Below are 16,657 nucleotides of genomic sequence, written 5' to 3'. Positions count from 1 at the left end.
GAACAGGTTCTCAGAGTGGCTCACAAAACTCAGCGAAGCGGCTCTGGTCAGGCGTTTCGCCACAAGCATTACAAGCCTTGCAAAAAGGCGAAACGACGACGTCAGGGGAGTTTTGTGAGCCCTCTAAGCCGAGCCAGACAGCCCCTGGCGCGTCGCTGCGCCACGCGGGTGAACAATGAACTGATTGCCGCCGTTGCGCTTGGCCTGGTACATGGCCTCATCGGCGTGGCTGAGCAGCATGCTTTCATGGGTGCCGTGCTCTGGGAACACCGCCATGCCAATGCTGGGCTGGATGCTCAGTGCCAGTCCATTCAGCTCAAATGGCTGAGCGAACGCTGTGAGAATTTTCTGGGCCACAGGCTGGGGCAGCTCGCCTGCATGAATGCCTTCGAGCAGCACCACAAACTCGTCCCCCCCCAGCCTGGCCACGGTGTCCGAGCCGCGTACGCAGGCTTGCAGGCGCTGTGCCACGCCCTGCAGCAGCAGGTCGCCCATCGCGTGACCGAGGGTGTCGTTGACCTCTTTGAAACGGTCCAAGTCAATGAACAGCAAAGACAGCAGGGTTTGCTCCCGGTGCGCGCGCGCCATGGCAATCCTCAGCCGGTCATTGAAGAGCGCGCGGTTCGGCAGGGCGGTCAACTGGTCGTACTGCGCCATGTGCTGCAGCCGCTCGTGCATCTGGGTGCGCTCAATGGCCAAAGCCACCTGGGTGGAGACAAACTGCAGCAATTCCTTGTCGGCCTCGCTGTAGGTATCTCCCTCGGCAGGGCCTTGTAATAGCAGGGCGCCCATCGCGCCGTCCTGGCCGGGCAGTGGCACCCCGAGCCAGTGGCAGGTTTGTGGCCCTTCGCAAGTCGACAGCCGCAAGGGCCTGTCCTCCTGGATCACCCGGGTGCACAGCTGGATTTGCCCGGCTCCGGGTGTGCTGTGTGGGTTTTGCTCCAGCGCAGGGGCCAGATAGGGAAAGCTCAAAGCACTACGCGCGCGGTCATGCAGCGCGACTGTGAACTGGGCGACCGCCATCAGCCCACCGATGATGCGGTGAATGCGTTCAAAAAGGGTGGGCAGGTTGGGGGCTGCATGCGCGGCTTCCGAGATGGCATAGATCGCCGCGTGCATTGACTCGGTGTGCTTGCGCTTGGTGATGTCATGGGCCACAGCCAGGCGCAAGCGGCGCTCGGGCAGCCACTGGGCGGTCCACAGAATGTGCGCGACGGCTCCGTCTTTGCGCACGTAGCGGTTCTCAAACTGCAATTGGGGGCTTCCGCCCATGACCCGCAGGGCTTGCTGCTCCGTGGCTTGGAGGTCTTCGGGGTGGACCAGGTCCAACATCCGCAGCCCGACCGCTTCTTGCGGGGTGTAGCCAAAAATACGTTCGAACGCGGGGCTCACAAACACAATGCGGCTGTCCTCGTCCACGATGCAGACGGCATCCAGCAAGAGATCAATGACATTCAGTGACGAGATGCTTTGCATTGCGTGCCAGTTTGAAGCCAATGGAGCCCTGTGTTGTCGTCAAGCTTGTTTAACCGGTGGTTACACAAGGGTTTTGGCAGAGAGCGCAAGGGCGATGCTGTCTATCGGACAGCGGATCCCATTGTGCAGCCGGAATGCGGGTGAGGAAATGACGGGGTTGCAGCCGCAAAACAACAGCATTCCCCCGCTTGTCCGGGAGGTGGAACTTATGCTATGCATTTCATAGCTGCTAGCGCTTGTATTTGTTGCGTAAAAGGCAAATTTGGCTTGAAGCATGTGCGGTAACCAGATGTTGCCAAATGTGGCGCAAAATGCGGACATAGTTGCCGTCGCTCAAAGCGCCTGGGTCTTTGCTGAGAACCACCTGCAGCGCAGCAGGCTCGAGCCAGGCAGGCTTGGTGATGGCTGGCTTTTAACCCCTTTTTATGACGCTGTCCTTCCTCTCCCTCGGTCGCTATCGCCACTGGCTGTCAGGCTGGGCTGTGGCGTTGGTGGGGTTGGTCACGACCTACTGGCTGGTGCAGCAGCAATGGCAGTCGGTGGCCATGGTGGAGCAGACACGGTTCACGCAGGAGGCCCGCGCCTTCACCGATGCCCTGAGCCAGCGCGTAGCCGCCAATACTGAAATTGTGTACGGCCTGCACAACCTGTTTGCGCTGAACCCGCAGCTGGGGCGCGCCGAATTCGAGCGGGTCGTGTCGGAGCTGGATGCTGTGCAACGCTATCCCGGGGTGCGCAACTTGGCGTTTACCAAGCGCGTGCCCCACAGTGAGCGAGCCGGCTACGAGGCCAGCGTCCGCGCCGAGCTGTCGCGCGATGCGCCAGGTGCGCCTGTTTTTTCGGTGCACCCGCCTGGTGATCGGGACGAGTACTTTGTGGTGCACTACATCTGGCCCATGGAAGGCAACGCGCAGATGCTGGGGCTGGACATCAGTGCACAGTCAACCAATTTGGCCTCCATGCAATACAGCCGCGACAGCGGCAAGCCCGTGGCCTCTGCACCGTTTGATTTGCTGCAGGAGCAAACCCACCGGCCAGCATTTGTCATCCGCATTCCGGTGTTTGACAGGGCAGGGGGCTCCCGCAGCGGGCCACCGCCTTTTCTGGGCGCTGTGGCCGCCACCATCCGGGTGTATGACATGGTGCGGGCGTTGGAAGCCCAGGGCTACCTGCAAGGTGTGGCTGTGGCGATGGAGGATGCGGGCTCGGTGCGCGAACAGGTCGCAGACAAGACTGCACGCCCTTTGCTGGAGCCCACAGGCCAGGCCCTGCCTGGTGCGCCCACGCTGGTCAAAGGCTTGCAGGTGCATGACCGGCGCTGGCGCCTGACCTTCCAGCCCACACGCTCGCTGCTGTCGCCTACGGAGCAGCGCTTGCCCTGGATTGCCGGTGGGGCAGGGGCTCTTGTGTCGGGCTTGCTGGGAGTGCTGGTGACGCTGCTGGTGCGCCAGCGCACCAGCGCGTTGGTGCAGGCGCAGGCATCGGATGAAGCCCGGCGCGAGAGCGAGGAACGCTTTCGCGCCCTGTTCAACCAGGCTGCTGTCGGCGTCGCGCAGATCAACTCGCAGAACGGGATGATCGTTCGCATCAACCAGCGCTACTGCGACATCATTGGCTACACCGCCGCAGAGCTGCAGGGCCGCAGCCTGCGCGAGATCAGCCATCCGGCCGATCAGCCTGCGGGTTTTGCCCAGATGGACCGCCTCAAGGCGGGCGATATTCCTGAGTTCCGCATCGAAAAACGCTACTTTCACAAGAATGGCGCGGAAGTCTGGGTGGACCTGACCGTGACCCCCATGTGGACCCTGGGTGCCACGCCAGACTTTCACATTGCCATGGTGCAAGACATCACCTCGCGCAAGCAAATGGAAGAGACACTGCGCGGCAACGAGCAGCGCCTGCGCGGCATTTTGCAGCGTTTGCCCGTGGGGGTATGCCTGGTGCAGCACGATGGGCGCATGAGCTTTCGCAACGAACGCTTTGTGCAAATTTGCGGTTACACCGAGCAGGACATCCCCACCGCTGAGCAGTGGTGGCAGCAGGTGTACCCCGACGCCGAAACCCGCGCACGGCACCGGGCCGCCTGGAGCCGGGCGCTGGAGCATGCCCATGCCTTCGATGGCAGCATCGAGCCCGCCGAGTATGTGATCCATTGTCACGACGGCCAGCAGCGCAGCGTTGAAATTGCCGGGGTGCTGGTGGGCAAGGACCACCTCATCACCATGGTGGACCTGAGCCAGCGCAAGGCCGCGGAGGAAGAGATCCGCTACCTGGCCTTCTACGACCCCTTGACCCGGCTACCCAACCGGCGCCTGTTGCTGGACCGCTTGCAGCAGGCCCTGGCCACCAGCGCCCGCCATCAGCGCAGCGGGGCCCTGCTGCTGTTGGACCTGGACAACTTCAAAACCCTGAACGAGACCCAGGGACACGACCGTGGTGACACGCTGCTGCTGCAGGTGTCGCATCGCCTGCGCGCCTGCGTGCATGAAGACGACACGGTGGCCCGCCAAGGGGGGGATGAATTTGTGGTGGTGCTCGAAGACCTGGGTGACACCCCGGAAGACGCTGCCGCACGCGCGGAAGACGCTGCGCAAAAAATCCTCCAGGCCCTGCGCGAGCCCTACACGCTGGACGGTGAGGCCCACCACAGCTCCTTGAGCATGGGGATCACCGTCTTCAGCGGTATGCGTGAGACGGTGGATGAACTGCTCAAGCGTGCCGACTTGGCCATGTACCAGGCCAAGTCTGCGGGGCGGGACACTTTGCGCTTTTACGACCCGCAAATGCAGGCCGCCGTCAGTGCCCGTGCGGCGCTGGAGGCCGACATGCGCGCAGGCCTGGCCCAGGAGCAGTTCGAGCTGTACTACCAGCCCCAGGTGGACAACGGCCGCATCACCGGAGCCGAGGCACTGCTGCGCTGGCGCCATCCGCGCGATGGTTTTGTCTCTCCGGCGCAATTTATTCCGCTGGCGGAAGAGTCCGGCCTCATCCTGCCGCTGGGCGAGTGGGTGCTCAACGCCGCCTGTGAGCGCCTGGCGCAGTGGGCGCAGCAGCCTGTGTTGGCGGGGCTCAGCCTGGCCGTCAACGTGAGCCCGCGGCAGTTTCACCAAAGCAGCTTTGTGCCGCAGGTGCTGGCGGCTTTGGCCCGCTCGGGGGCCGAGGGCGCGCGCCTCAAACTTGAAATGACCGAAGGTCTGCTGTTGGCCGATGTGGAAGACACCATCGCCAAGATGGCCAAGCTCAAGAGCTATGGCGTGGGCTTTTCGCTCGACGATTTCGGCACTGGGTATTCATCGCTGGCCTACCTCAAGCGCCTGCCGCTGAACCAGCTCAAGATCGACCAGAGCTTTGTGCGCGATGTGCTCACCGACCCCAACGATGCGGCCATTGCCCGCACCGTGGTGGCCCTGGCCACCAGCCTGGGGCTGAGCGTGATTGCTGAAGGGGTGGAGACCGAGGAGCAGCGGGCGTTTTTGGCACGCAACCACTGCCACAGCTGGCAAGGGTATCTGCTGAGCAAGCCCATTCCTGTGGCCGATTTTGAGCGGCTGGTGGCCGAGTACAACGGCCAGCAGGGGCCTGCTTAATGCCTGCGTAGTGCCTCCGGGGCGGTGGTGACAAAGCCCCGAGCATGTTGTGAGAACCAGAGTGCTCTTCCGTCAGCTTGCCGCAAGCACGTTATGAATAATTATGAATTCAAAACCTAGGCCAAGCGCGCTGCCCTTCGCGTGCGCAGGCGAACACCTCCTCCTGCCGCAGGTGCCTGCGGCGGGGTAGCGTGTTGGGCTGCCATCGTCGGTGGCCGTGCCTGCTGCAATGGCCCAGGTCCAGATCGAGATGCAAGGAGACATAACCCATGAGCGCCACGACCCCCACGGCTAGCTACGCTGACTTCTACCGCCATTCCATCGACCACCGCGATGCCTTTTGGGGCGAGCAGGCGGCGCTCATCGACTGGCACACGCCGCCCCAGCAGGTGTGCGACTACAGCAACCCTCCCTTTGCCAAATGGTTTGTGGGCGGCATCACCAACCTGTGCCACAACGCGGTAGACCGCCACCTGCAAGCCCGTGCCGACCAGTCCGCGCTGGTGGCGATTTCCACCGAGACCGATACCGAGCGCAGCTACAGCTTTGCCGAGCTGCATGCCGAGGTGCAGCGCATGGCCGCCACGCTGCAAGGCCTGGGGGTCAAGAAGGGCGACCGCGTTCTCATCTACATGCCCATGATTGCCGAAGCCGCCTTTGCCATGCTGGCCTGCGTGCGCATCGGTGCTTTGCACTCGGTGGTGTTTGGCGGCTTTGCTGCGGGCTCGTTGGCCTCGCGCATCGAAGACGCCGAGCCCGTGGCCGTGGTCAGTGCCGATGCCGGATCGCGTGGCGGCAAGGTGGTGCCCTACAAGCCCCTGCTGGACGAAGCCATCAGCCTGTCGGCCCACAAGCCAGCGGCCGTGCTCATGGTCAACCGGGGCCTGGCCCCCATGGCCCTGCAAGCGGGGCGCGACCACGACTGGGCATCGCTGCGCGAGCAGCACCTGCATGCCGTGGTGCCGTGTGAATGGGTCGAATCTACCCACCCCAGCTACACCCTGTACACCAGCGGCACCACCGGCAAGCCCAAGGGCGTGCAGCGCGACACCGGCGGCTACACCGTGGCCCTGGCTGCCAGCATGAAGCACATTTTTGATGCGCAACCGGGCCAGACCTACTTCGCCACCAGCGACATCGGCTGGGTGGTGGGGCACAGCTACATCATCTATGGCCCGCTGATTGCGGGCATGACCACCATCATGTACGAAGGCCTGCCCACCCGGCCCGATGCGGGCGTGTGGTGGAGCATTGTGGAAAAGTACAAGGTCACGCACATGTTCTCGGCCCCCACGGCCGTGCGCGTGCTCAAGAAGCAAGACCCCAGCTGGCTCAAAAAATACGACGTCTCCAGCCTCAAGGCCTTGTGGCTGGCGGGCGAGCCGCTGGACGAGCCCACGGCGCAATGGATCAGCGACGCGCTGGCCGTGCCCATCATCGACAACTACTGGCAGACTGAAACCGGCTGGCCCATCTTGACCCTGGCCAATGGGGTAGAGCAGCAAACCACCCGCTTTGGCAGCCCCGGCAAAGCCACGTATGGCTACGCCGTGAAGATCATCGACGAGTCCACCGGCGAAGAGCTGACAGGGGCCAACCAAAAAGGCGTGGTCGCCATCGAAGGCCCGCTGCCCCCGGGCTGCATGCAAACCGTGTGGCGCGACGACGCCCGGTTTGTGAACACCTACTGGAAGAGCATTCCTGGCCGCCTCATCTACAGCACCTTTGACTGGGGTATTCGCGATGCCGATGGCTACCACTTCATCCTGGGCCGCACGGACGATGTGATCAACGTAGCGGGCCACCGCCTGGGCACCCGTGAGATCGAGGAGAGCATCGCCTCGCACCCCAACATTGCCGAGGTGGCCGTGGTGGGCGTGGCCGACCAGCTCAAGGGCCAGGTGGCCATGGCGTTTGCCGTGGCGCGCGATGCGTCGGGGCTTGACTCGGATGCGGGCCGCCTCAAGCTGGAAGGCGAAGTCATGAAGCAGGTGGACCACCAACTGGGCGCCGTGGCCCGGCCTTCGCGCGTGTACTTTGTGAATGTGTTGCCCAAGACGCGCAGCGGCAAGCTGCTGCGCCGTGCCCTGCAGGCCGTGGCCGAGCGCCGTGATCCTGGCGACTTGACCACCATGGACGACCCCGCTGCGCTGCAGCAGGTGCGTGATCTGGTCGGTTGATTTCAGCCACCCCGGGGGCCTGGGCAGGCGCTGGGGTGGTGCAGGTCGCCCTGGCGCGGGTCGCTGGATGGACCGCGCTGGGCTGTGCCGGTGAACGCTTATTTCAGGTACGAGCGCAGCGTGGTTGCCAGGGCCGCCATGTCTTTTTCGCGCTGGGTGGGTTCGATGTCGGGCTGGCCCAGGTGCTCCCGGATATGCCCCTCCAGCACCTCCGCCATCAAGCCATTCACAGCGCCGCGAATGGCCGCGATCTGCTGCAGGATGGCCTGGCACTCTCCCTCATCTGACAGCGCACGCTCCAAGGCCTCGGTTTGCCCCTTGATGCGGCGCACACGCGACAGCAAACGCTTTTTTCCGGTGATGGTGTGGCTCATGGGCGGTGATCTTAGGGCCTGTTGACGCCTTGCCACGGTTGTGCCTTTGCCTGTGCGGTCCATGGGGGGCGTGGCTGCTTGTGCGGCGCGAAGTACCGGCGCTTCCCCACCTGTTTCCGCTTGATCCTTGCTGCAGGTCTGATTCCCGTTGAAAACCTTGGCAAAAGCAGGGCCGGGTTGTTTATGAAAATACTGGTGGAGGGTATATTCAGCGATCAACTTTTGAGCCCTGCGTTCATGCAAACCTCCATCGCAGCCCACGGGTGGCAGCACCCGCACCATTTCAACGAAGGCAATCCTCTGGCAGAGCGCAACACCACCTGGGCGGTGGTGCTGACGGCCAGCATGATGGTGGTCGAGATCGTGGGGGGCTGGGTCTATAACTCCATGGCCCTGGTCTCTGACGGGTGGCACATGAGCTCGCACGCCCTGGCGCTGGGCCTGTCGGTGCTGGCCTATGTCTGGGCCCGGCGGCTGGCGGGCAGCCAGCGGTTTGCCTTTGGCACCTGGAAGATCGAAGTCCTGGGCGGCTTTACCAGCGCTGTGTTGCTGACCCTGGTGGCTGCGTTGATGCTGTACCAGTCGGTGGACCGGCTGTTCACCCCCAGTCCCATCCATTACGACGAGGCCATCGTGATCGGGGTGGTGGGGCTCCTGGTCAATCTGGTGTGCGCCTGGCTACTGCGCGGCGGGCACCATCACCACGGTCATGACCATGGACACGATCATGGGCACGGACACCATCATGGTCATGACCACCCGGTGCACCACCAGGATCTGAACCTGCGGGCTGCCTACGTGCATGTGGTGGCCGATGCCGCCACCTCGGTGCTGGCCATCGTGGCCCTGTTTGGTGGCAAGCTCTGGGGCGCCGCCTGGCTGGACCCTGCGATGGGCATTGTGGGCTCAGGCCTGGTGGCGTTGTGGGCCTTGGGTCTGCTGCGCGACTCTGCCACGGCCTTGCTCGATGCCGAGATGGACGCACCCGTGGTGGCAGAGATCCGTGAGGTCATCGAACAAAGCCCGGTGCCTGCCACGCTGTGCGACCTGCATGTCTGGCGCGTGGGCACCGACAAATATGCCTGCGTGGTGGCCCTGGCCACGGCGGCGGATGTGACGCCCGACTATTTCAAGCAGCAGCTGAGCATCCACGAGGAGTTGGTGCACATCACGGTGGAAGTGAACCATCTTCCGGCCAGCGGCGCGTTGGCGCCGTGACGTAAGTCCATTGCTATAAAGTAATTCAAAAATGATAGCTGCTAGCGCTTGCTAGGTAAGCGCTAGAGCCTGTTTTTATTGAAATCTCTGTTCATGCGTGTCTTTCTCGTTGCTGGCGCCATGGTGGTCGTTGGCGCTCTCATCGGTGCATCGCTGCCTGTGTGGGCAGCCAAACCCTTGCCGCCTGGGGCCACGGCGGTGATCCACGCAGTGCACATGGCGGCGGGGCAGCAACGCCACGCGGCGTTGGGAAGGCTGATGGCGCCAGAGTTTGTGTGGAGCTTTGGTGGTGATGCGGATGCACAGCAGGCGATTGCCGCTTGGAAGGCTGATCCCAAGGCTTTGAAGGCTTTACACCGCGCGACGGGCGCGCCCTGTGCCGCGTTGCCCGACGGCAGTGTGGAGTGTCCTCGCCAAGCGGGCCGCGCCGCCCGCGCCCGCTTTGAGTCCACCGCCCAGGGCTGGCGCATGGTGTCTTTTGTGGCGGGGGATTGATCGCTGGTGGGGCGGGGGGGGGGGATGCCCCTGTTTTACAGGAGGCGCAGCCGGGTCCACTGCGTGGGCGCTTGCCAGGTGTCCATCCACTGCGCGAAAGCGTCCTGGGGCATGGGGCGGGCGATGCAGTAGCCCTGGGCTTGTGGGCAGCCCAGCTGCAGCAGCATCTGCCCCTGTTCGACGCTTTCCACACCCTCGGCGATGACGCGGTAGCCAAACGAGCGCGCCAGCCCGATCACGCCCTGCACGATGGCCAGATCGCCCGGATCGCTCATCATGCCGTGCACAAAGCTCTGGTCGATCTTGAGGGTGTCCATGGGCAGGCGGCGCAGGTAGGTCAGCGACGAGTAGCCGGTGCCAAAGTCGTCCAGTGAGATGCTCACCCCCAGTGCGCGCAACGATTGCAGCGTGTGGGTGACGGCCTGCAGGTCATACAGCGCGGCGCTCTCGGTGATTTCAATCTCGACCAAATGGCCTGGCACTGTGGGGTGGCGGGCCATGCATTGCGCCAGCCAGTGGGCAAAGCCGTCTTGCTGCAAATGCTGCGCACTGACGTTGATGCTCAGTGGCATGGGCATGTTGTGGGCTTGCAGCCACTCCAGCTGGAGCAGGGCAGCCTCGATCACCCATTGGCCGAACACGATGTCGAGTTCCGTGCCCTCAATCATCGGCAGGAATTCGCCAGGGGTCAGCACGCCGCGCTCGGGGTGCAACCAGCGCACCAGGGCCTCGGCACCCACCACGCTGCCCGATCGCATGTCCACCTTGGGCTGCAGGTACAGCATGAACTGGGCCTCGTTCAGCGCGTTGCGCAGATGCTTGGCCTGCTCGCGCAGCAGTTGCACGGCACGGTCCTGCGCTGCGTCAAACAGGTGGAAACGGTTGCGCCCGGCCTGCTTGGCGGCGTACATGGCCTGGTCTGCGTGGCGCAGCAAGGTGTCGGCATCGGCATCGTCTGAAGGGAACAGCGTGTAGCCGATGCTGGCGGTGACGACCACGCGCTCGGCGTCCAGTGGGTAGGGGGCGGCCACGCTGTCCATGACGCGGGTCAGCCGGGCTTCGCAGTCGCAGCCCGATGCCAGGTGGGGCAGCAGGATGACGAATTCGTCCCCACCCAGGCGGGCCACGCAGTCTTCGGGCCGCAGTGCGCGTGTCAGCCGTCCCGCCACGGCCACCAGCAGGCGGTCTCCGGCCCCGTGGCCAAAGCGGTCGTTCACGGGCTTGAAGCCGTCCAGGTCCAGGTAGGCCACGCCCAGCAAGCTGCCCTGTGCGCGGGCGCTGGCCATGGCCTCTTGTAGTTTGCGCGCCAGCAGCACGCGGTTGGGCAGACCCGTCAGGGCATCAAAGTGGGCCAGTTTTTGCAGCAACACCTCTTGCTCGCGCTGCGGCGTCACGTCAATGGCCACGCCCAGCATGCGCTGTGGCGTGCCCCGGGCGTCAAAGCTCACGATCTTGCCCAGGTTGCGCACCCAGCGGGGCTGGTCGCTGCCCGTACCGTGCAGGCGCCAGGTGGCATCAAACGGCGTGGCGTGGTGCTTGGCGTGGCGTGATATTTCTGCGGCGATGCGCTCCACGTCTTCGGGGGCTACCAGGTGGGTCCATTCAGTGGGCTCGGCACTGGCCTCTTGCCCTTGGGCGCTGCGCAGGGCGCGCCAGCGGCTGTCGCCCGTCACGGTGCCCGCTTGCAAATCCCAGTCCCACAGGCCCAGCGATGCGGCCGAGATGGTGAGCGAGAGCAGCTCTTCGCGCTCGCGCACCTTTTCTTCCGAGCGCTTGCGGTCGGTGATGTCCTGCACCGAGAACATCCAGCACGGTTCGCCATCAAAGTCCGTCATGCGCATGGATTGCAGCACTGTGCGCGGCGGGCCGTTGCGCGGCTGGATGGTGACTTCGTAGCTGTTGAGCTGGCCGGTGGGCTCGGCGGCCCGGATCAGGTTGGCGCGGTCGGTGGGGTCAAAAATGCCCATCTCGATGGAGTTGCGCCCCAGGGCTTCGCTGCGCGGGATGCCGATCATTTCCTCCCAGGCCGGGTTGATTTCGACGTACTGCCCATCGCTGCAGCGCGACAGCCCCATCGGGAAGGGCATGAGCTGGAAGATCCGGGAAAAGCGTTCCTCCGACTGGTTCAGCCGCAAGCGCGCGCGCCGGGCTTCGTCGATGTCTTGCGTCACGCCCCTCAGCCGGGCAACCCGGCCATGCTCCAGCACGGCTTCGCAGCGCGCCCGTATCCAGAGCCTGCGGCCATCCGCACGCAGGATCTCCAGGTCCATGCTCCACTCTTGCCGGTGGTCGATGCAGTTGCGGAACTTCTGGCGCAGTTCGGCCTGGTACTCGGGGGCCACGTACCGATCGATGTAGTTGTCCGGCAGGGGGCTGCCTGGGGGCAGACCATGGATCTCAAAGCACATGTCTGACCAGTACAGCAGCCCCTTGGTCAGGTCGTGCTCCCAGGCGCCCAGGCGGGCCAGGCGGCCCGCCTGCTGCAGCAGGCCGTTGCGGGTTTTCAGCTCTTCGCTGGTGCGCTCGGCCTCGGTCATGTCGTGGAAGACAAACACAAAGCCCTCTTGCCCGTTGATGTGCACGGGCCGGGCTGAGGTGAGCCCCGACACGGTGGAGCCATCGGGGCGCTGCGCACGCATGGGCAACTGGTGCGCCTGCCCGTTGCGCAGCACGGCGTGCAGCAGCCGCGTGTGTTCGTGCTGGCTGGCCCACAGGTTCAGCTGCTGTGAAGTGCGGCCCAGCACCTGCTCGCGCGGCAAGCCCAGCAGGGTGCACAGGGCGGGGTTGGCCTCCAGCAGGCGCCCGTCGTTCATGCTGGCAATGCCTGCGGGGTCGGGCAGGGTCAGGTAGATGGTGCTGGATTTGGCCTCGGAGGCGCGCAGTGCGTCCTGCACCTCGTGGTGGGCGGTGATGTCCACATCCATGCCCGCCAGGCGAACGGGGCGCCCCTGGGCATCGCGTTCGGCCACCGTGCCGCGCGACATGATCCAGCGCCACTGGCCAGCCGTGTTCTTCACACGGAACTCCGCTTCGTAGGCTTCCTCCTGCCCGTTTTGCGATCTCGCCAGGTAGTCCGCAGCACGCTCGGCGTCTGCCGGGTGGCGCCGTTCGTACCAGCGCTGCCACAGGTCAGGCACCTGGGTGTCCTCAATGCCAAAAGCGGCGTAAAAGTGGCCTTCGCACCGGAACTGGCGGGTGGCCACATCCCACTCCCAGCGCCCTCCGTTAAGGGAGTCCAGTGCCAGGCGCAGTTGTTCCTCGCGCTGCGCCAGCGCCTGGTGGGCCTGCTGCAGCGCCTGCGTGGCCTGTGCGCGGGCCGCCAGCAACTGGCGGCCGGTGCCCAGCAGCAGCACCCCCGCACCGTGGTGCCAGGGCATGAGTGCCAGGGCTTCCAGCACCGAGGTGGGGCTGGGCACCCCCCCGCTGATCCACAGGCCCCCGTAGGTGACTGCAGGCAGCAGCCCGGCCACGGCCAGCATGCTGATCCACAGGCGGGCATCGCCATTGCCTTGCCATGCATACCTGCGGGCCAAAAGGCCCAGCACCCAGGCCCCCGCCAGCACGCTGCCCACGCTGGCCCAGGGGGCGTTTGGAATCCACCACTGCGCCCCCAGCGCCACACCCGCCGAGACAAGGGCCGCCACCGGTCCAAAGTACAAGCCCAGAAATGCGGTGGCCGTGGGGTGCACCACCACCCCCAGGTTCAGTGCGCTGTAGCGCAGGGTCATGAGCAGCAGCGCCGACACCAACCCCCCCACCAAGCCCGCCACCACCTGGCTGCGCATGGAAGGGCGCAGCACCTCTGCGGGCTCCAGCCACACCAGGGTCAGCACAATAAGGGCGAGCAGGCCGCCGGCCAGCAGCATGATGACGCTCATGGGACTGGTGGGCAGGCAGGAGGGGGGCGGTACCGGCCAGCAGAGGCGCCGAGCCACTGGCTTGAAAAGCCAGCGTGGCGGGGGGCTGAGGGGCGTTCGGGCACCATGCCCCGAGTTTAGGCGGGTTCAGTCCCTAGCTTCGGGGCCACAGCCTTGTGACAAGCCCGGTTGACAGCAACGTGCCGCTGACGATGACGGCCGCGCAGCCCAGCATCCACAGCGTCACGGCCTCGTGCAGGAACAGGCCGCCATACAGCACGGCAAACAGCGGGGTGATGAAGGTCACTGCCAGGGCGCGGCTGGGGCCTGCGTGCTCGATCAGGCGAAAGTACAGGATGTACGCCACGGCGGTACACAGCAAGGCAATCGCCACAATGGCCGCCCAGGCGCGCAGCCCCGGCATCTGGGCGGGCCAGAACCACAGGGTGGGCAGCGCCAGGGCCAGGGCCGCACCGAGCTGGCTGCCTGTGGCCGTGGCAATGGGCGGCACACCCATGAGCTTGCGGCGCGCATAGCTGGCCGCAATGCCATAGCAGCACGATGCCGCCAGGCAGGCCGCAATCGCCCAGCCCGCCTGGTCAGACTTGACGCCCACCCCGGCCGGGGCACGCCAGGCCAGCAGGGCCACGCCCACAAAGCCCAAAGCCAGGCCCAGCCAGCGCAGGCGGTTGATGCGGTCGCCCAGCCACAGCCAGGCCACCAGGGCCCCAAACAGCGGCACCGTGGCGTTCAAGATGGACGTCAGCCCGGTCGCGATATGCATCACGGCCCAGGCATACAGCGCAAAAGGAATGGCCGAGTTGACCACCCCGGCCAGCAAGATGGGCCGCCAGTGCTGGCGCAGCGCAGGCCATTGCCCCTGGCGCAGCAGAATGGGCCACAGCAGCACCGTGGCCAGCGCCACCCGCAGGCCCGCGGTGACGATGGGGCCAAACTCGGCCGCCCCCAGGCGCATGAAGAGAAAGGACGCACCCCACAGGGCGGCCAGCAGCACGAATTCGCCCAGCCAGGAAGACATGGGTGCGGGGGAGGGACGGTTCACTCGGGGGGCTTTCTGGGGTGGGGGCTGGAAATTGTCACGGTTTCTGCCGGGCCCTGCTGGCGCGGGTTTGTCGGGGCACCGGCGTGCTGCGTGGGCTGTGTGCGCTATGCAGGCATTGCTTCCAGCGCCAGCAAGGCGGCTTTGCGCGGCAGGCCCCCGGCGTAGCCGGTAAGGCTGCCGTCTGCACCCAGCACGCGGTGGCAGGGCACCACCACGCTCAGGGGGTTGCGGCCCACGGCAGCGGCCACGGCGCGCACGGCACTGGGGCGGGCGATGGACTGGCTTAGCGCGCCATAGCTGATGGTGTAGCCGCAGGGCAGGGCCAGCAAGGCACGCCACACGGTTTGCTGAAAGGCCGTGCCCACCGACAAGTCCAGCGGCAAATCGAACACCCTGCGCTGGCCTTGCAGGTATTGCTGCAACTGGGCTGCAGCCTGCAGCAGGGTGGGGTGCTGCGGGGCAGGCGCCCAGGCGGGCGTGCCGAGGAGGTCGTTTGGAAAGTGCTTTTGCCCGTCAAACCACAGCCCGGCCAGCCCCTGCGCGGTGGCGGCCAGCCAGACGGGGCCCTGGTCTGTAGCGATGCGGGTGTACACGGTGTCGGTAGGGTAGTGCATGGTGTTTAGATAAAAATGGCCTCTGGCGCTTGATGAATAAGCGCTGGCAGCTATTAATTTGATAGTGAGTTTGCGATGGGTGGCGTGGGAGCTGCGGGCTCGGCGCTGGCCTCCAGGCTGGCCCAGGCGCGCACCACGGCGTAGCTGCGCCAGGGCTGCCATGCGGCAGAGGCCTCGGTGGCCGCCCGGGCGGGTTGCTTTTGGCCCTGCACGCCCAGCGCTTTGTGCAGCGCCACATCGCCCGCCACAAACGCATCGGGCCAGCGCAGCACCCGCATGGCGATGTACTGCGCCGTCCAGTCGCCAATGCCGGGCAGGGCGCACAGGGCGCGGGTGGTGGCGGGCACATCGGCGGTGCTGTCCAGTGTGATCTGCCCGGCATCCACTGCCCGCGCCAGCGCCACGATGGCCGCCTGCCGCTGGCGCACGATGCCCAGCTGCCCCAGTGCTTCTCCCTCGGCCCGGGCCAGCACATCGGCGGTGGGGAACAGGCGGCTGAGCTGCGGCCAGGGGGTGGCGATGGGCTCGCCAAAGCGCTCGACCAGCCGCTGCCCCAGCGTGCGCGCCGCCGCCACGGTGATCTGCTGGCCCAGCACGGCACGCACGGCCAGCTCCAGTCCATCCCACGCGCCCGGCACCCGCAGGCCATCGCCTTGCGGAAAGTCGGCGTGCAGCACCGCGTTGATGGGCGCGGGGTCGGCGTCCAGGTCCAGCAGGGCGCGCACGCGCCGCAGCACGGCGGGCAGCACGGGGTACAGGCTGTCGCTGGTTTGCAGCAGCACCTGGTGGCGGGCGGTATCAAACTGCGCCTGTACCCAGCCGGTGATGGGCTGTGCCCCTGCGTTGGGCCGCAGGCGCACGGTGCGCCGCAGGCTGGGCGCGGCACCATCGGGCTGCGCCCACTCCACGCCATGGAACTGGCGCTTGGCAAAAAACGCCAGCAGTGCCGGGGCGTCCAGCGGCGGGCGGTAGGCCAGACGCAGAGTGCCCGTGGCCCCTTCGCCCGCCACGGCGCCGCTGCGCCGCAGGGCGGTGGGGCTCAGGCCGTAGTGCTGGGCAAACGCGGCGTTGAAGCGGCGCACGCTGCAAAAGCCACTGGCCAGCGCCACCTGGGTCACGGGCAAGGGGGTGTCGGTCAGCAACTGCTTGGCCGTCAGCAGCCGCCGGGTCTGCAGGTACTGCAGGGGCGACAAGCCCAGTTGCGCCTCAAACAGGCGGCGCAGGTGCCGGTCGCTCACGCCCAGGCGCTCGGCCAGGGCCTGGGCGCTGTGGGGGTCGCTTTGCAAGGCGTCGGGTGCGTCCAGCAGGCGCAGCGCGTGGTGCACCAGCAGGTGGCTAGCGTCCTGGGTGGACCACACCATCAAGGCGGGCGACACCTCGGGCCGGCAACGCAGGCAGGGCCGAAAGCCTGCCCGCTCGGCCTGGGCCGCCAGGTCAAAAAAGCGGCAGTTCTCGCGCTTGGGCGTGCGCACCGAGCACACCGGGCGGCAGTAGATGCCAGTAGAGGTCACGCCCGTGAAAAACCGCCCGTCAAAGCGCGCATCCCGGGTGCGCAGCGCCATGTAGCGCCCCTCGTCCGCGTCTTGCGGCGGGTGCGGCAGTGGCGTGGGGGGCTCGGTGCTGGGGGGCGTGGGCTGGGAGGGCATGGCTTGGCATGATAGGCCGATGCCTTTGGAAGACTGGCCGTTTTCGGACCTGTGCCTGCTGGGGCGGTTGACCAGGGGCGGGCGCGGCAGGCACCTACAATGCGGCGGTTATCTACCGTGTGCTGTGGCCCCTGAGCTTTGAGCAAG

The 16,657-nt window shown here is 65.7% G+C and carries 10 protein-coding genes; 4 read left to right on the top strand and 6 right to left on the bottom strand.

The window, feature by feature from the left end; translation table 11 throughout:
• Positions 1-123 precede the first annotated feature (123 nt).
• Complete coding sequence (locus CLU88_RS05440) at positions 124-1,476, bottom strand: diguanylate cyclase domain-containing protein (protein WP_099655722.1); 1,353 nt, start codon at positions 1,474-1,476, stop codon at positions 124-126.
• Positions 1,477-1,901: 425 nt separating this feature from the next.
• Here CLU88_RS05440 and CLU88_RS05435 point away from each other — a divergent pair, with 425 nt between their 5' ends.
• Positions 1,902-5,063: an EAL domain-containing protein gene (locus CLU88_RS05435; protein WP_099655721.1), complete on the top strand. Its 3,162-nt coding sequence runs from the start codon at positions 1,902-1,904 to the stop codon at positions 5,061-5,063.
• A gap of 269 nt (positions 5,064-5,332) precedes the next feature.
• On the top strand, positions 5,333-7,243 hold the full coding sequence (locus CLU88_RS05430; protein ID WP_099655720.1) for a propionate--CoA ligase: 1,911 nt from the start codon (positions 5,333-5,335) through the stop codon (positions 7,241-7,243).
• A gap of 98 nt (positions 7,244-7,341) precedes the next feature.
• Here the strand turns inward: CLU88_RS05430 and CLU88_RS05425 are convergent, their stop codons facing one another.
• Positions 7,342-7,617: a metal/formaldehyde-sensitive transcriptional repressor gene (locus CLU88_RS05425; protein ID WP_099655719.1), complete on the bottom strand. Its 276-nt coding sequence runs from the start codon at positions 7,615-7,617 to the stop codon at positions 7,342-7,344.
• Positions 7,618-7,854: 237 nt separating this feature from the next.
• Between CLU88_RS05425 and dmeF the strand changes: the two genes are divergently transcribed.
• The gene (dmeF, locus tag CLU88_RS05420; protein WP_099655718.1) at positions 7,855-8,835 is read left to right on the top strand and encodes a CDF family Co(II)/Ni(II) efflux transporter DmeF; all 981 of its coding nucleotides are present in this window, start codon (positions 7,855-7,857) and stop codon (positions 8,833-8,835) included.
• A gap of 93 nt (positions 8,836-8,928) precedes the next feature.
• Entirely contained in the window at positions 8,929-9,330 is a 402-nt protein-coding gene (locus tag CLU88_RS05415) for a hypothetical protein (RefSeq protein WP_099655717.1), read from the top strand.
• A 35-nt stretch (positions 9,331-9,365) separates the two neighbouring features.
• On the opposite strand, the gene CLU88_RS05410 is transcribed toward CLU88_RS05415, so the two are convergent.
• The 4 genes from CLU88_RS05410 to CLU88_RS05395 all read right to left on the bottom strand — a co-directional run bounded on the left by CLU88_RS05410 (position 9,366) and on the right by CLU88_RS05395 (position 16,510).
• Positions 9,366-13,208, bottom strand: a complete 3,843-nt coding sequence (locus tag CLU88_RS05410; RefSeq protein WP_099655716.1) for an EAL domain-containing protein — start codon at positions 13,206-13,208, stop codon at positions 9,366-9,368.
• Between the two features lie 133 nt (positions 13,209-13,341).
• Positions 13,342-14,226, bottom strand: a complete 885-nt coding sequence (locus CLU88_RS05405; RefSeq protein WP_099655715.1) for a DMT family transporter — start codon at positions 14,224-14,226, stop codon at positions 13,342-13,344.
• 128 nt (positions 14,227-14,354) lie between these two features.
• A complete protein-coding gene (locus CLU88_RS05400) occupies positions 14,355-14,864 on the bottom strand; it encodes a methylated-DNA--[protein]-cysteine S-methyltransferase (RefSeq protein WP_099655714.1) in 510 nt (169 codons plus the stop codon).
• A gap of 53 nt (positions 14,865-14,917) precedes the next feature.
• Entirely contained in the window at positions 14,918-16,510 is a 1,593-nt protein-coding gene (locus CLU88_RS05395) for a DNA-3-methyladenine glycosylase 2 family protein (protein ID WP_099655713.1), read from the bottom strand.
• Positions 16,511-16,657: the final 147 nt, after the last annotated feature.

Source organism: Acidovorax sp. 56, from assembly GCF_002749705.1.
Classification (GTDB): Bacteria; Pseudomonadota; Gammaproteobacteria; order Burkholderiales; family Burkholderiaceae_C; genus Acidovorax.
Note: the sequence above shows the minus strand (reverse complement) of the source record. Positions and strands in the feature narration are given on the sequence as shown.

Coding starts and splice junctions, on each gene's coding strand:
- CLU88_RS05440 (WP_099655722.1), bottom strand. CDS start 1,476: ATGCAAAGCATCTCGTCACTGAATGTCATTGATCTCTTGCTGGATGCC.
- CLU88_RS05435 (WP_099655721.1), top strand. CDS start 1,902: ATGACGCTGTCCTTCCTCTCCCTCGGTCGCTATCGCCACTGGCTGTCA.
- CLU88_RS05430 (WP_099655720.1), top strand. CDS start 5,333: ATGAGCGCCACGACCCCCACGGCTAGCTACGCTGACTTCTACCGCCAT.
- CLU88_RS05425 (WP_099655719.1), bottom strand. CDS start 7,617: ATGAGCCACACCATCACCGGAAAAAAGCGTTTGCTGTCGCGTGTGCGC.
- dmeF (WP_099655718.1), top strand. CDS start 7,855: ATGCAAACCTCCATCGCAGCCCACGGGTGGCAGCACCCGCACCATTTC.
- CLU88_RS05415 (WP_099655717.1), top strand. CDS start 8,929: ATGCGTGTCTTTCTCGTTGCTGGCGCCATGGTGGTCGTTGGCGCTCTC.
- CLU88_RS05410 (WP_099655716.1), bottom strand. CDS start 13,208: ATGAGCGTCATCATGCTGCTGGCCGGCGGCCTGCTCGCCCTTATTGTG.
- CLU88_RS05405 (WP_099655715.1), bottom strand. CDS start 14,226: ATGTCTTCCTGGCTGGGCGAATTCGTGCTGCTGGCCGCCCTGTGGGGT.
- CLU88_RS05400 (WP_099655714.1), bottom strand. CDS start 14,864: ATGCACTACCCTACCGACACCGTGTACACCCGCATCGCTACAGACCAG.
- CLU88_RS05395 (WP_099655713.1), bottom strand. CDS start 16,510: ATGCCCTCCCAGCCCACGCCCCCCAGCACCGAGCCCCCCACGCCACTG.